The 13,023-nt window shown below is 71.9% G+C and carries 16 protein-coding genes; 8 read left to right on the forward strand and 8 right to left on the reverse strand.

All coding sequences use genetic code 11. From position 1 onward, the window contains the following. Window positions 1-61: 61 nt before the first annotated feature. Together ACFPLC_RS19335 and ACFPLC_RS19340 are read left to right on the forward strand one after the other, a co-directional pair. Window positions 62-1,060, forward strand: coding sequence for a GlxA family transcriptional regulator (locus ACFPLC_RS19335; protein ID WP_229902797.1), 999 nt, complete (start codon window positions 62-64; stop codon window positions 1,058-1,060). A 22-nt stretch (window positions 1,061-1,082) separates the two neighbouring features. Next, on the forward strand, window positions 1,083-1,967 hold the full coding sequence (locus ACFPLC_RS19340; protein WP_378204156.1) for a transglutaminase-like domain-containing protein: 885 nt from the start codon (window positions 1,083-1,085) through the stop codon (window positions 1,965-1,967). On the opposite strand, the gene ACFPLC_RS19345 is transcribed toward ACFPLC_RS19340, so the two are convergent. Next, window positions 1,924-2,826 carry a LysR family transcriptional regulator gene (locus tag ACFPLC_RS19345; RefSeq protein WP_378204159.1) on the reverse strand — a complete coding sequence of 301 codons (903 nt, stop codon included), beginning with the start codon at window positions 2,824-2,826 and terminating at the stop codon, window positions 1,924-1,926. The genes ACFPLC_RS19340 and ACFPLC_RS19345 overlap by 44 nt on opposite strands. A gap of 97 nt (window positions 2,827-2,923) precedes the next feature. Here ACFPLC_RS19345 and ACFPLC_RS19350 point away from each other — a divergent pair, with 97 nt between their 5' ends. Next, window positions 2,924-3,307, forward strand: coding sequence for a nuclear transport factor 2 family protein (locus ACFPLC_RS19350; RefSeq protein ID WP_378204162.1), 384 nt, complete (start codon window positions 2,924-2,926; stop codon window positions 3,305-3,307). Between the two features lie 370 nt (window positions 3,308-3,677). Here ACFPLC_RS19350 and ACFPLC_RS19355 read toward each other — a convergent pair whose 3' ends face one another. Together ACFPLC_RS19355 and ACFPLC_RS19360 are read right to left on the reverse strand one after the other, a co-directional pair. Next, on the reverse strand, window positions 3,678-4,325 hold the full coding sequence (locus ACFPLC_RS19355; RefSeq protein WP_378204165.1) for a TetR/AcrR family transcriptional regulator: 648 nt from the start codon (window positions 4,323-4,325) through the stop codon (window positions 3,678-3,680). Between the two features lie 16 nt (window positions 4,326-4,341). Continuing rightward, on the reverse strand, window positions 4,342-5,160 hold the full coding sequence (locus ACFPLC_RS19360; RefSeq protein WP_378204168.1) for a class I SAM-dependent methyltransferase: 819 nt from the start codon (window positions 5,158-5,160) through the stop codon (window positions 4,342-4,344). A 189-nt stretch (window positions 5,161-5,349) separates the two neighbouring features. Here ACFPLC_RS19360 and ACFPLC_RS19365 point away from each other — a divergent pair, with 189 nt between their 5' ends. After that, window positions 5,350-5,937 (forward strand): dihydrofolate reductase family protein, encoded by a 588-nt coding sequence (locus tag ACFPLC_RS19365; protein WP_191312039.1) that lies wholly within the window; start codon window positions 5,350-5,352, stop codon window positions 5,935-5,937. On the opposite strand, the gene ACFPLC_RS19370 is transcribed toward ACFPLC_RS19365, so the two are convergent. Further along, complete coding sequence (locus ACFPLC_RS19370; protein WP_378204172.1) at window positions 5,927-6,781, reverse strand: sigma-70 family RNA polymerase sigma factor; 855 nt, start codon at window positions 6,779-6,781, stop codon at window positions 5,927-5,929. The two genes, ACFPLC_RS19365 and ACFPLC_RS19370, sit on opposite strands and share 11 nt — an antisense overlap. Before the next feature lie 65 nt (window positions 6,782-6,846). Here ACFPLC_RS19370 and ACFPLC_RS19375 point away from each other — a divergent pair, with 65 nt between their 5' ends. Continuing rightward, window positions 6,847-7,896: an alkene reductase gene (locus tag ACFPLC_RS19375; RefSeq protein WP_378204175.1), complete on the forward strand. Its 1,050-nt coding sequence runs from the start codon at window positions 6,847-6,849 to the stop codon at window positions 7,894-7,896. Here ACFPLC_RS19375 and ACFPLC_RS19380 read toward each other — a convergent pair. Genes ACFPLC_RS19380 through ACFPLC_RS19390 form a run of 3 tightly spaced genes read right to left on the reverse strand, consistent with a single transcriptional unit; the run spans window position 7,854 to window position 8,977 of the window. Then, window positions 7,854-8,252 carry a nuclear transport factor 2 family protein gene (locus ACFPLC_RS19380; protein ID WP_378204178.1) on the reverse strand — a complete coding sequence of 133 codons (399 nt, stop codon included), beginning with the start codon at window positions 8,250-8,252 and terminating at the stop codon, window positions 7,854-7,856. The two genes, ACFPLC_RS19375 and ACFPLC_RS19380, sit on opposite strands and share 43 nt — an antisense overlap. A gap of 55 nt (window positions 8,253-8,307) precedes the next feature. Continuing rightward, window positions 8,308-8,646, reverse strand: a complete 339-nt coding sequence (locus tag ACFPLC_RS19385) for a VOC family protein (protein ID WP_378204181.1) — start codon at window positions 8,644-8,646, stop codon at window positions 8,308-8,310. A gap of 10 nt (window positions 8,647-8,656) precedes the next feature. Continuing rightward, window positions 8,657-8,977, reverse strand: a complete 321-nt coding sequence (locus tag ACFPLC_RS19390) for a DUF6223 family protein (RefSeq protein WP_378204184.1) — start codon at window positions 8,975-8,977, stop codon at window positions 8,657-8,659. 192 nt (window positions 8,978-9,169) lie between these two features. Between ACFPLC_RS19390 and ACFPLC_RS19395 the strand changes: the two genes are divergently transcribed. The 3 genes from ACFPLC_RS19395 to ACFPLC_RS19405 all read left to right on the forward strand — a co-directional run bounded on the left by ACFPLC_RS19395 (window position 9,170) and on the right by ACFPLC_RS19405 (window position 11,932). After that, a complete protein-coding gene (locus tag ACFPLC_RS19395) occupies window positions 9,170-10,270 on the forward strand; it encodes a sensor histidine kinase (protein ID WP_378204187.1) in 1,101 nt (366 codons plus the stop codon). After that, window positions 10,267-10,980: a response regulator gene (locus ACFPLC_RS19400; protein WP_378204190.1), complete on the forward strand. Its 714-nt coding sequence runs from the start codon at window positions 10,267-10,269 to the stop codon at window positions 10,978-10,980. Before ACFPLC_RS19395 ends, ACFPLC_RS19400 begins: the two co-directional genes overlap by 4 nt. Window positions 10,981-11,051: 71 nt before the next feature. After that, window positions 11,052-11,932, forward strand: a protein-coding gene (locus ACFPLC_RS19405) for an IS5 family transposase (RefSeq protein ID WP_417281639.1) whose coding sequence is annotated in 2 segments (ribosomal slippage) — window positions 11,052-11,445 and window positions 11,445-11,932 — 882 coding nt in all. Because the reading frame shifts where the segments join, the coding sequence is not laid out codon by codon here. 58 nt (window positions 11,933-11,990) lie between these two features. On the opposite strand, the gene ACFPLC_RS19410 is transcribed toward ACFPLC_RS19405, so the two are convergent. Then, window positions 11,991-13,019 (reverse strand): C40 family peptidase, encoded by a 1,029-nt coding sequence (locus ACFPLC_RS19410; RefSeq protein WP_378194988.1) that lies wholly within the window; start codon window positions 13,017-13,019, stop codon window positions 11,991-11,993. Between the last annotated feature and the right edge of the window lie 4 nt (window positions 13,020-13,023).

Genomic DNA, 13,023 nt, shown 5'->3' on the forward strand with positions numbered 1-13,023 from the left:
ATCACGCGGCCGCCCGTCGCGATCGAGTGGCCCGATGGCCAACATGTGCAAGAATCGAGCCATGGCCGCATTCCAGCACCCGAACCGTCACCACGTCGCCGTCCTGGTCCGCCACGGCATGCTCGTGATGGAGCTGGGCATCGTCCACCGGCTGTTCGGCCAAGCCCGCTCGGCGGCCGGCGAGCCGCTCTACGAGGTCGTGACCTGCACGCTCGAGCCCGGCCCGGTGCGCACCGACGCGGACGTCACCATCCCGGTCGACCGCGGCCCCGAAGTGCTCGCCGAGGCCGACACGGTGATCGTCCCGGCGTCCCTGGCCGAGTACGAGCCGATGGCGCGCGTGCTGACCCCGCCGCTCAAGGCCGCCCTCGACCGCATCCCGCCGGGCGCCCGCATCGCCTCCATCTGCACCGGCGCGTTCGTGCTCGCCGCGGCCGGGCTGCTCGACGGCCGCCCGGCCACCACCCACTGGCGCTCGGCCGAGGAGCTGCAGGACCGCTTCCCCGAGGTCGACGTCGACCCGTGCGTCCTCTACACCGACGACGGCGACGTCCTGACCTCGGCCGGTGTCGCCGCGGGGATCGACTTGGTGCTGCACATGATCCGCCGCGACCACGGCGCGGCGGTGGCCAACGAGGTCGCCCGCGGCACGGTCGTGTCGCCGCACCGCGAAGGCGGCCAGGCCCAGTTCGTCCGGCGGCCGGTCCCGGAACCCCGCACGTCATCGACCAAGGCGGCACGCGCGTGGGCGCTGGAGAACCTCCATCGGCCGCTGACCCTGCGTGAGCTCGCCGCCCGCGAGGCGATGAGCACGCGGACGTTCACCCGCCGCTTCCGCGAAGAAGTCGGCATCTCAGCCCTGCAGTGGCTGACGCAGCAACGGGTCGAGCGCGCCCGCCAGCTCCTCGAGGAGACGGACCTGCCGGTCGACCGCGTCGCCACGGAGGCCGGCTTCGGCACGGCCGCCTCCCTGCGCCAGCACTTCCAGGCGGCACTCGGGGTGTCGCCGAGCGCGTACCGGTCGACGTTCCGCGGCGAACTGGCTGTTCAATCCGCCTGAAATTTCGCTAGCGTCGGCGGCCATGGACGACTTCTACGTCAGCCACAGCCGCTTCACCGACCCCGGCCCGCACGCGGACTGGCTCGACACCACCCCGGCCGATGTCGCTGTTCTGCGTGAAGCGGCGTCCCAGCTGGTGTTCCACTACTGGGGCGCGGGCGCCATCACCGAACACGGGTTCCCGGCCGCCCGCAACGACGAGATCACCCTGCGGTACGCCGCGGACATGTGGGCGCGCCTGCGCGAGCTCGACCCGACACCGCCCGGCGGGCCGCGGCCGCCACTGCACCGGATCGTCGGCTGCTGCCGCGACTTCACGCTGCTGTTCGTCTCGATGGCCCGCCACCACGGCATTCCGGCCCGCGCCCGCGTCGGCTTCGCGAGCTACCTGGTGCCTGGCTGGTACCTCGACCACGTCGTCGCCGAGGTCCACGACGGCGGCGGCTGGCACCTGGTCGAGCCCCAGCTGTCACCCGGCTTCCGCGACCCGGTGGACGACGTGGAGTTCGACCTCCTCGACGTCCCCCGCGACCGGTTTCTGACCGGCCCCGACGCGTGGACGGCCGCCCGCGCGGGCGAACTCGACCCGGCCCGGCTGGTCGTCTCGCCGGACCTGGACGTGCCGTTCCTGCGCGGGCTCCCATACGCGTGGCACAACCTCGTGCTCGACCTCGCCGCGCTCAACAAGCACGAGATGCTCCAGTGGGACATCTGGGGCGCGCTCGACGATTCCGTCGCGCTCGCCCCGGCCACCGTCACCCGCGCCGACGAGCTCGCCAAGCTGATGGCCGGCGCCGACGTCGAGCAGCTGCGCGCCGCCTTCGAGGCCGACGACGTCCGGGTGCCACCGGTGATCCACACGGTCACCCCGCCGGGACGGCTCCTGGCCGAGGTAGTGCTTCGCTGACCTCGGTGGCGGTCCGCACGAACCGCGCGATCCGCGGATCCCGCGCGCCCGCGGGCCAGGCGAGCGCCAGCGAGTACGGGGTCGCGTCGACGACCGGCCGGTAGACGACGTCGTCCCGCGACCGCAGCTCGGCGACCGACGCGGGCAGCAGCGCGACCGCCTGCCCGAGCGCGACCGTCTCCAGGAGCTGGGCGCTGTCGTGCACGATCGGCCCCGGCGTCACCGGCCCGCCGGTCACGTCCTGCCCGGACCAGTACGCCCGGTCCGCGGCCGAGGACAGCGGCCAGCACGGCGTCGGCCGCCCGGCGAGGTCGGCGCAGGTCAGCACGGCCCGGCCGGCGAGCTCGTGGTCCGACGGCAGCGCGGCCACCCGCGGCTCGCTGAACAGCACCTCGACGTCGAGGCCGTGGTGGGTGCCGCCCTGGCAGCCCAGCACGGCCACGTCGGCCCGGCCGTCGCGCAGCATCTCCGTCTGCTCGCCGAACCCGCTGACCCGGACGTCGACCGGATCCGGGTGCACATCAGCGATCCGCCGCAGCAGATCGGTCGCGACTCCCGGCTTCGCGGTGACGACGAGCGCCGGCGTTCGCTGCGCCGCCCGCCGCGTGCGCCGGACCGCCGCGGTGACGGCGTCCAGCGCCTTCGCCGACTCGGCGAACAGGACCGCTCCGGCGGGTGTCAGCGAGACGTGCCGGCTGGTGCGTTCGAAGAGCTGCACGCCGAGCCGCCGTTCCAGCAGCCGGATCGCACGGGACAGCGGTGGCTGCGCCATCCCGAGCCGCGCGGCGGCGCGGGAGAAGTTCAGCTCTTCGGCGACCGCGCGGAAGTACCGCAGCTCACGGACCTCGACATCGTCCATACCGGGAGAGTATCGCGGCAGAGTCCACAGGTCTTTCCCTTTCTGTTTCGCGCATGGTGGAGTTGGTGTCGATAACTCCACAAAGGACGGAGCGGTGATGACGGAGTTGCAGCGGAACAAGGAAGTGGTCTTGGGGTTTCTTCGGGTGGCCTTCACCGAGAAGCGGCCGGTGGATGCCTTCGCTGAGTTCGTGGGCGATGGGTATGTTCAGCACAACCCGCACGCTCCGGCGGGTGCGGAGGAGTCGGCTCGGTACCTGGCCGGGTTTGTGGGGCGGTTTCCGGAGCTCAGGCTGGATGTGCGGCGGGTGATCGCTGAGGGCGATCTTGTCTTCACGCACAGCCTGCTTCGGTTGGTGGCTGGGGCGCGGGGGAGTGCGATTGCCGATGTGATGCGGGTTCGGGAGGGGCGGATTGTTGAGCACTGGGATGTGGTGCAGGAGGTTCCGGAGGTGACGGTTAGTGGGAACGGGATGATTTAGGGGTGGAGTGATGGGGTGTGGGGCTGGCCTGCCGGGTTCTGCGTTGCTGGGGGAGCGGCCTGCCGGATTCTGCTCTGCCGGATCTTCTCTGCCGGGTTCTTCCCGCCGGCCCGAACGCCGGATTGTTCAACGGCCTGCCGGCCGCTGATGCGGCTGCGTATCGGGTCGGCAGGGGGGGTGTGGCCGAGGCGGTTGTTGTTCACCGAGCTGGTGTGGGGGTGGCCTTGGTCGGCTTGGTTGGTGTGGCGAGCCGCGCCTTGGCAGTCGCCGTCGGCTTGGGCGGGTGGGGGTGTCGCTTTTCGGCGACAGCGCGCCCCTTGGCCACCCGGCTTGGTGACCGTGCGAGCTTGTCGCCGGGCCGGGCGAGGCGTCAGTTGTCGGCGTCTGGGGCCGGTGGTTCGGGTTCCGTTGGGGCGATTCCGTGGAGGGCGGCGCTCACCACTGCGTCCACCGGCGGTGGGTCCAGGGGGGCCGTGTGGGGGAAGACCGTTGTCAGTACCGAGGCGTGGCAGTAGCCGACCAGCATTGCTGCTGTTGCGTCTACTTCGGACTCTGGGCGTAGGCGGCCCAGTGCCCGCTCCTCTTCGAGGTAGGCCACCAGCCGGTCGCGCCAGTAGCCGGATCGCTCGCTGATTTCCGCGAAGCGCTCCAGGACCCTGGGTTGCCCCACCAGGCCGCTGAAGGCCGGCACCAGCACCTTGTGCAGGGCCAAGCCGAACTCCAGGTGGCGGCGGAGGTTGCCGGTGAGGGTGCCTTCGCCGGGCACCGGCAGCTCGCCCAGCTCCGCCTCCGTCGTGCGCACGTGCTCCAGCAAGGCCCGGGCCACCAGCTCCTCCTTGTCGGAGAAGTGGTTGTAGAGCACGCCGTCGGCGACGCCCGCCATGCGCGCTATCTCGCGCACGGTCATGCCTGTTGTTCCGTGCGTGGCGATCATCTTCTGCGCGGTCTCGAGCAGCAGGTCGTGCAGTGACTGCCCGTCCTGCTGAGCGGCGGCTTTCCTCGGTGACATCCCCGCCATCGTACGGGCGCCCCGGTTACCGCCTCCTTCCCGTGACCAGCCACGCCGTGCCGTGCAGGCGGACCGCCTCCGGGCCCGCGAACTTCTCGAGTGCCACCCTCAACGCTTCGGTCGCCTTCGCCGCCCTCGTGCTGTCCACCTGACCCAGGTGGTGGCGGACCGGGCCCCAGTCCGCGATGAACCCGGCAGCGTCGGGGACGTCGCGGCCCCAGATCTGGTCGGCCTCGACGTGGGTGCAGGCCACGTCTTCGAAGCCGGCCTCCGACAGCACCGCCCGGGTGTGGTCCGGGTCCGCGAACGATGTCGGCCCGCTGCCGTCCGGCCCGGTCGGCTGGGGCAGATAGGCCGCCATCGCGCCGAAGATCCGGCCGAGGTCGGTGCCCGCCAGGGCCGTCATGCAGAGGAACGCGAGCCGGCCGCCGGGGGAGAGGGCGCGGCGGATGTTGGCGAACGCCGCCACCGGGTCGGCGAAGAACATCACCCCGAACCTGCTGACCGCCAGGTCGAACGCGCCTTCGGCGAACGGGTGGACTTGGGCGTCACCCTGCTCGAACGACACGTTCGACACTCCGGCCGCCCGCGCCCGCGCGGTCGCGAGCATCGGCCCGGACAGGTCGACGCCGATCGTCGACCGGGCCCGCGCCGCGGCGAGTCTCGTCAGCTGGCCGTTGCCGCAGCCGATGTCGAGCACTCGGTCTTCTGCGCGCATTTGGTCGAGCAAGTAGCCGTTGAAACCGCTGTTCACGGCGTCGTAGCGGTCGGCGTTGGTCGCCCAGTGTTCCCCTTCGTACCCGTTCCACGCCTCGGCTTGTGCGGTTTTGACGATCCCGGTCATCCTCATCCCTCCGTTGTGAACACACGTTCATGAACACGTGTTCATGGTGCCGTCACGCTCATCCGCTGTCAAGGCATCGGCCACCCGGCCACGGATGTCGGCCAGGTGGCAGATCTTCCGGCCGGGCGAACGCGGAAGACTTCTCGTCAGCAGGGCAAAGCGCCTCTGACCAGCAAAAAGGAGTTCGAAATGGCCGACGTCATCGCCAACATGTCCATGTCCCTCGACGGCTTCGTGGCCGACCCGGAGGACCGCATCGACCACCTGTTCGAGTGGTTCGGCAACGGCGATGTCGAGGTGCCCACCGCCGTCGACTGGGCCACCTTCAAGACCTCCGAAGCCAGCGCGAAGATGCTGCGCGCGGCGATGGAGAACGTCGGCGCGCTGGTCACCGGCCGCCGCCTGTTCAACCTCACCCAGGGCTGGGGCGGCGCGCACCCGATGGGTGTCCCGGTCTTCGTCGTCACCCACGAAGAGCCCGCGGACTGGCCGCACCCGGACGCGCCGTTCACCTTCGTCACCGACGGCCTCGAAAGCGCCGTCGAGCAGGCCAAGAAGACCGCCGGCGACAAGAACGTCGCGGTCGCCAGCACGACGATCGCCCAGCAGTGCCTCAACCTCGGCCTGCTGGACGGCATCCAGGTCGACCTGGTCCCCGTGCTGCTCGGCTCCGGCGTCCGCTTCTTCGACCACCTCGACGCCACCACGAAGCTGACCGACCCCGAGGTCACCGAGGGCACGGGCGTGACGCACCTGTCCTACCGGATCAAGCGCTGAGGAGCGTGACGTGCAGCGCGGCGAGGCGGGCGGGATCGGCGATCACCTCATACGCCGCCACCCGCTCGCCCTCGACGGTCACGGCCAGGGCCAGCGCCAGCCGTCCGCGCGGCGCCACGACGACGCCGACCGCGCCGTCGACCAGGGCCGCTTCGGCGAACCGGGCCCGTTTCCCGAACACCCGGGTCTCCTCGGCGACCGCGCGGGCCCCCCGTGTCTCGAGCGGTGCGCCCGCCGGCAGCGCGACGGCGTCGGCGCGGCGGACGACGTCCGGGGCCAGCACGTCGAGCAGCGCGGCGAGGTCGCCGCCGCGGGCCGCGGCCAGGAACGCGTCGACCACCCGGCGGTGCCGGGCCAGGTCGGCCGGGGGCAGCGGGGAAGTGCCCCGGACCCGCTGCCGCGCGCGGCTCGCCAGCTTCTTCGCCGCCACCGGCGTGCGGTCCAGCACCGGGGCGATCCGGTCGAAGGGCACCGCGAAGAGGTCGTGCAGCACGAACGCGATCCGCTCGGCCGGCCCGAGCGCGTCCAGCACGACCAGCAGCGCGCGGCCGACCGAGTCGGCGAGCGCGGCTTCGGCCGCCGGATCGGCGTCGGCCACCGGCTCCGGGAACACCTCGAACGGCTCCTCCCGGCGGATTTTCCGCGACCGCAGGACGTCGAGGCAGACGCGGGAGACGACGGTCGTCAGCCAGGCCGCCAGGTTGTCGACCGAGTCCACCCGGTTCAGCCGCAACCACGCTTCCTGCACGGCGTCGTCCGCTTCGGCCGCCGAGCCGAGCATCCGGTAGGCCAGCCCGCGCAGCCGGCCGCGTTCGGCCTCGAACTCCGCCGCCAGGTCGTCCATCGGTCACCTTTCGCTCGCGTCCACCGTCGCCTCCTCGACGTATCCCCGCGACCGGAGGTGACCGGATGAGCTTGCTGACCCCTGCCGACCTGGACGGATGGCACCTGCCGAACCGGGTCGTCGTGGCGCCCACGACGCGGGCGCGCGTGCCCGGCGGAGTGCCCGGCGACCTCCAGGCCGCCTACTACGCGCAGCGCGCCGGCGCCGGGCTCATCGTGGCCGAAGGTACCTGGGTGAGCGAAGAGGCCGTCGGCTTCTCGGACGTTCCGGGCCTGTACACCGAAGCCCAAACCGACGGGTGGCGACGGGTCACGGACGTCGTGCACGCGCTCGGCGGCCGGATCGTGGTGCAGCTGTGGCACACCGGAGCCGTCTCGCACCCGGACTTCCTCGGCGGGTGCCCGGCCGGGCCGTCGGCGGTGAACCCGGACGAGCCGGTGTACCCGGCGTCCGGGCGGTGTCGCACCGGCACACCGCGCGAGCTGAGCGTGGCCGAGATCCGGGCCACGATCGCCGATTACGGCGCGGCGGCGGAGAACGCGCGCAGGGCTGGGTTCGACGGCGTCGAGATCGCGGCCAACGGCGTGTACCTGCTCGCCCAGTTCCTGCACCCGCGGCTCAACCACCGCACCGACGCCTACGGTGGCTCCCCGGCGAACCGGCGCAGGCTGCTCGCCGAGGTCGTCGACGCCGCCGCCGCGCACGGTCGCGTCGGTGTGCGGCTTTCGCCGTGGTGGACCGGTGGGCTGTTCACTGTGGACGACGCGCTCCGCGCCGAGTACGACCAACTGGTCGCCGGGCTCGGTGCGGACTACCTGCACCTCCGGGGGCCTGACGCCGGACCGGACTTCGCGGCCTTCGCTCGTTATCGCGAATTGTTCGACGGCCTCCTGATCGTCAACAACGGCTTCGACCGCGAGACCGGCGACGCGGTGATCGAGGCCGGTATCGCCGACGCGGTGTCGTACTCGCGGCCCTTCATAGCAAATCCGGACCTGGTGACGCGGTTCGCGCTCGGCCTGCCGATCGCGGAGGCCGACCCTTCGACGTACTACGGCGGCGGGGCTGCCGGTTATGTGGAGCAGGCGGCCGCGATGGCGGCGCTGTCCCAGTAGAACGGCCGGACCTCGGTGATGCGCTCGCCGGCCACGGTGATCGTCTGGAGGATCGGGAACTCCGGCTCGCGACCGGTGGCGCGGGCGCGGGCGTGCACGTTCGTCAGCACGACGAGCGGGGACGTCGTGGCGAGGAACGTCTGGTCCACGAAGTCGAAGGCAGCCCACGTGCGGCTCATCGCCGCGAAGAACCGCTGCAGGCCGTCGTGGCCGCGCCAGACTCCGCCGTACGGCAGGCCCTCGGCCTGGTGCAGCACGAAATCCGGAGCGAAGAACTGCTGTAGCGGGGCGAAGTCGCCGGTGGCGAAGTACTCGGCTTCGGCGGCGTACATGCCTTCGAGAACGGAGATGCTCATGATGATCACCATGGCCGTCCGGCCGCAGTGGCACCGGCGGAAACCGGACGTCGCGCTAGGCGTCCGGGCACCACACCGCCAGCTCGCTGCCGCCCGGCTCGCGGAAGTGGAAGCGCCGCCCACCAGGGAAAGCGAACGGTTCCTTCGTCACCTCCCCGCCCGCGGCCGCCACCGCTTCCTGAGCCGCCGCCAGGTCGTCCGTGCGGATCGTGAGCAGGGGCGCGCGGGCCTGTTCGGCCGGGTCCGCCTGGAAGCCCAAGGTCAGCCCCGCGGCCCGGACGTCGGTGTAGTCCGGGCCGTACGGTGTCGCCGGCCAGCCGAACGCGCGCTCGAAGAACCGCCCGGACGCCTCGGCGGACGTGGACGGGAACTCGGCGAAGTCGATTTCGAACATGCTCCCGACGCTAGCGGCGACCACCGACAAAACCGCGCGAGCGCGCCACCGCCAGGCCGTCGAGGGCGAGCGCGACCGCACCGATCACCAGGTCCAGGTAGCCGCCGACGATTCCGTAGCCGGTGCCGGGCCCGCCCTTCGCGGCGGCCACGACCCATCCTCCGATGACGACGCAGACCAGCCCGCCGACCAGTGCCACGACGGCTCCCCGGCCGCGGCGCAGGGCCAGTACGCCCGCGACCACCCCGGCCGCGCCGAACACGACGGCGATCAGCGACCAGAGCCGTCCGGGCGTCAGGTCGTAGGAACTGGTGGCGGCAAGGATGTTCATGAGGGACTCCTTCGGTTCCGGATCGGACGCCGGAAGCATGTCCGCCCGATCCGAAGCCCGTCGTTGTGCGCGAGCAGACACTTCGCGCTGCCGCCGGCGCCGCAGGAACCGCCCGGCTACTGCGCGCGCAGTAGCCGGGAAATGCTCTTCTCGCGGGAATTCGCCGAGCGGGCACCCGGTTAGGGTGCAGGGATGAGCCGGGCGCAGGTCGTGGACGGGGTGATCGCCGTCGGGGTCGCGGCGGCCCTGGTGGTCGCCGGGCGGTCCGCGAAGCATGTGCCGGCAGACCTCGACGTCCTGGGGTATGCGGCGCTGGCCGCCGGTGGGCTGGCGCTGGCCGCACGCCGCCGGGCGCCGATCGCCGTACTGGCAGCGACCGCGGTCTGCGCGCTCGCGTACCAGGTCGCCGGGTTCGAAGTGCCGGTCGTCGCTTACCTCTTCGCCGTGTACGCCGCCGTCCGGGCGGGACACCGGATCGCCGCGGTGGTCGCTTCGGTGCTCATGCTGGCCGCGATTCCGCTGGCGCTCCTGGCTTCCGGCGTCCACGACACCGGCGCGGCGTTCACGCAGTCGCGGGACGTCCTCCAGCTGGCGTGGCTGATCGCCGCCGGGGCGGCGGGGGAGGCGTTGCGCCAGGCCGAGCGCCGGGCCGACGAAGCCGAGCGCACGCGCGAGGAAACCGCGCGGCGGCGCGCGGACGAGGAGCGGCTGCACATCGCGCGGGAGCTGCACGACTCGCTCACCCACCAGATCTCCGTCATCAAGGTGCAGGCCGAAGTCGCCGTCCACCTGGCCCGCAAGCGCGGCGAAGACGTGCCCGACGCGTTGCTGGCCATCCGCGACGCCGGTCGCGAGGCGACCCGGGAACTGCGCGCGACCCTGGAGGCGCTGCGCGACGACGACAAGGACCCGCCACGCGGGCTCGACGACGTCCCCGACCTCGTGCGCCAGGCCCGGACCACCGGCCTCGACGCGCAGCTGACCGTCGAGGGCCCGCGCGACGCCGTACCGGACGCGGTCGGCCGGACCGCCTACCGGATCGTCCAGGAGTCCCTGACCAACATCGCCCGGCACGCCGCCGCGGACACCGCCTCGGTCCGGATCGACCACCGGCCCGGCGCACTGGTCATCCGCGTCGACGACGACGGAAAGGCCACAGTGGACAGTCTCCCGGGCGTCGGCCTCACCGGGATGCGCGAGCGCGTCACGGCGCTGGGTGGCCGGCTCGAAGCCGGGCCTCGCCGCGAAGGCGGGTTCCGGGTCCGGGCCGAACTCCCGGTGGACCCGGCGTGATCCGCGTCCTGCTGGCCGACGACCAGCCGCTCATCCGCAGCGGGTTCCGCGCGCTGCTCGATGTCGAGGCCGACATCGAGGTGGTCGCCGAAGCGGGTGACGGCGGCGAGGCGGTGCGGCTCGCGCTGGAGCACCTTCCGGACATCGCGCTCGTCGACGTCCAGATGCCCGGCGTCGACGGCATCGAGGCGACCCGGCGCATCGCCGCGGACCCGGCGCTGGCCGCGGTGCACGTCGTCATCCTGACCAACTACGGCCTGGACGAGTACGTCTTCGAGGCGCTGCGCGCGGGCGCGGCCGGGTTCCTGGTCAAGGACATCCAGCCGGAGGACTTCCTGCACGCGGTGCGCGTCGCGGCCCGCGGAGACGCCCTGCTGGCGCCGTCGATCACCCGCAAGCTGATCGACCGGTACGTGACCCAGCCGCTCGTGCCCGGCGCCGGGCTGGCGGAACTGACGAACCGGGAACGCGAAGCCGTCACGCTGGTGGCGCGGGGGCTGTCGAACGAGGAGATCGCCCGGCGGATGGTGATCAGCCCGCTCACCGCGAAGACGCACGTCAACCGGGCCATGATGAAGCTGGGGGCGCGGGACCGCGCGCAGCTGGTGGTGTTCGCGTATGAGTCGGGGCTAGGGCCTGTATCGAAGTCGGCTCGGGCAGTTGAGCTGGAGTCGGCTGGGTTGGGCGTGTTGGTGACCGGAAATGGGTGAGGTCTCCGGTAGTTGGTTCGTCGACCAAGAAGAACCTAAGTACTACCGGAGACCTCGTGGACACCTTAGCGGTGGCGGGGCGGTTCGACCTGACTGACGAGCAGTGGGCGGTGCTGGAGCCGTTGCTGCCGGTGCCGTCGCGGCCGGGTCGGCCGTCGTTGTGGAGCAGACGGCAGTTGATCGATGGGATCCGGTGGCGGGTGCGCACCGGTGCGCCGTGGCGGGACATGCCCGAGGTTTATGGGTCGTGGGCGGCGGTTTATGGGTTGTTTCGGCGGTGGCAGCGGGCGGGGGTCTGGCAGCGGATTTTGACCGCGTTGCAGGCTCTGGCCGAAGCCCAGGGGCGGATCACGTGGGATGTCAGCGTGGATTCCACGATCGCGCGGGCTCATCAGCATGCCGCGGGGGCGCGGAAAAGGGGGATCTGCAGGTCGAGCCGCCGGGCGGGGTCACCGTCGAGCCGGAGGATCATGCGTTGGGCCGGTCTCGCGGTGGCCTGACCACGAAGCTGCATCTGGGCTGTGAGCAGGGCCAGAAGCCGTTGTCGATCGTGCTGACCGCCGGGCAGCGCGGCGACAGCCCGCAGTTCATCCCCGTCCTGGCCGGGATCCGGGTGCCCCGGCTGACCGGTGGTGGGCGGCCGCGGACGCGTCCGGACCGGGTCCTGGCGGACAAGGCTTACACCTCGAAAGCCAACCGGGCTCACCTGCGCGGACGTGGGATCAAGGCGACCATTCCGAGCAAGGCTGATCAGGACGCGCACCGCAAGGCCAAGGGGTCGAAGGGCGGCCGGCCACCGGCCTTCGACCCCGAAACCTACAAACAGCGGCACGCCGTGGAATGCGGCATCAACCGGCTCAAACGCCACCGTGGCGTGGCCACCCGCTACGACAAACTCGCCGTCCGCTACGAAGCCACCGTGCACGTCGCCGCGATCAACGAATGGCTCTGACCCACTTCGATACAGGCCCTAGTGGTACCGCAGTGAGTGACGTGGCCGAGGTGCCGCGTCAGGCCGGGCGGCCCGCGCCCGCGTAGTCGTCGCCCTTCGAGTGGTACGTGTGGATCTGGATGGCCTGGCCCTCGGTCGGTGCGTTGATCATCAGGCCGTTGCCGAGGTACAGGCCGACGTGGTGGATGCGCGTCGCCGGGCTGCCGTAGAACACGAGGTCGCCCAGGCGAGGCTCCTGGGTGGCCGGCACCGGCGGGAGCGCGCGGAACTGGCTGTCCGCCGTCCTCGGCAGGGCCACGCCCGCGCTGTCGTACGACGCCTTCGTCAAGCCCGAACAGTCGAAGCCCGCCGCACCCGCGTCGGGGCCGTTGCCGCCCCAGACGTACGGGAGGCCCAGCTGGCCCAGCGCGAAACGGGTCGCGCGGACTCGCGGGGAGTCCGCCGATGCCGGGTCGAGGGACAGCGTGGCGTACAGCTGCGCCATGCCGAGCACGCGCTGGCGGAACAGCTCGGTCCCGTCGCCCGGGTGGTAGGCCGCGATCGCCTTCCACCAGCCGGGGCCCGCGCCGAGGTCCGTGCCGCCCGCGCACAGCGCCCGCCCGGCCGCGATCGGCGCGTCGGCGCCGTACTTCTTGGTTTGCGCCGCCGTGAGGCCCAGCAGGTTGCCGCCGCTGCGGCCGTGGTTCGACGCCGCCGAGCCGACGCCCGCCAGGGTGACCCACGAGAGGTGGCACGACGGGTCTTCGCCGCGCAGGGCCAGCTCGCCGTTCGCGTAGCCGATCAGCGCCTCCGCCGGGATGTCGAGCGGGCCGGACAGCTGGTCGGCCCACTGCTGCAACGGGCTCTTGCCGCCCTGGCCGGACGCGCCCTGGCCCGGCTCCTGCGCCTTCACCGGTGCGCTGACTTCGAGGACCGACGGGCCGGACACCGCGTCACGCACCACCGGCGGGGGAGCCGGGACGGCCGCGGGTTCCGGCGAGCGGTCGGCGAGCAGCCAGCCCGCCGTGACCAGCCCGGCGACGAGGGGCAGCGCGACCAGGCCGCGCAGCGCAGCGCCGCGGGCCCACGAAGTCTGCTTCGTCGTCACAGGT

The sequence above is a fragment of the Amycolatopsis plumensis genome, assembly GCF_042652605.1.
Lineage (GTDB): Bacteria > Actinomycetota > Actinomycetes > Mycobacteriales > Pseudonocardiaceae > Amycolatopsis > Amycolatopsis plumensis.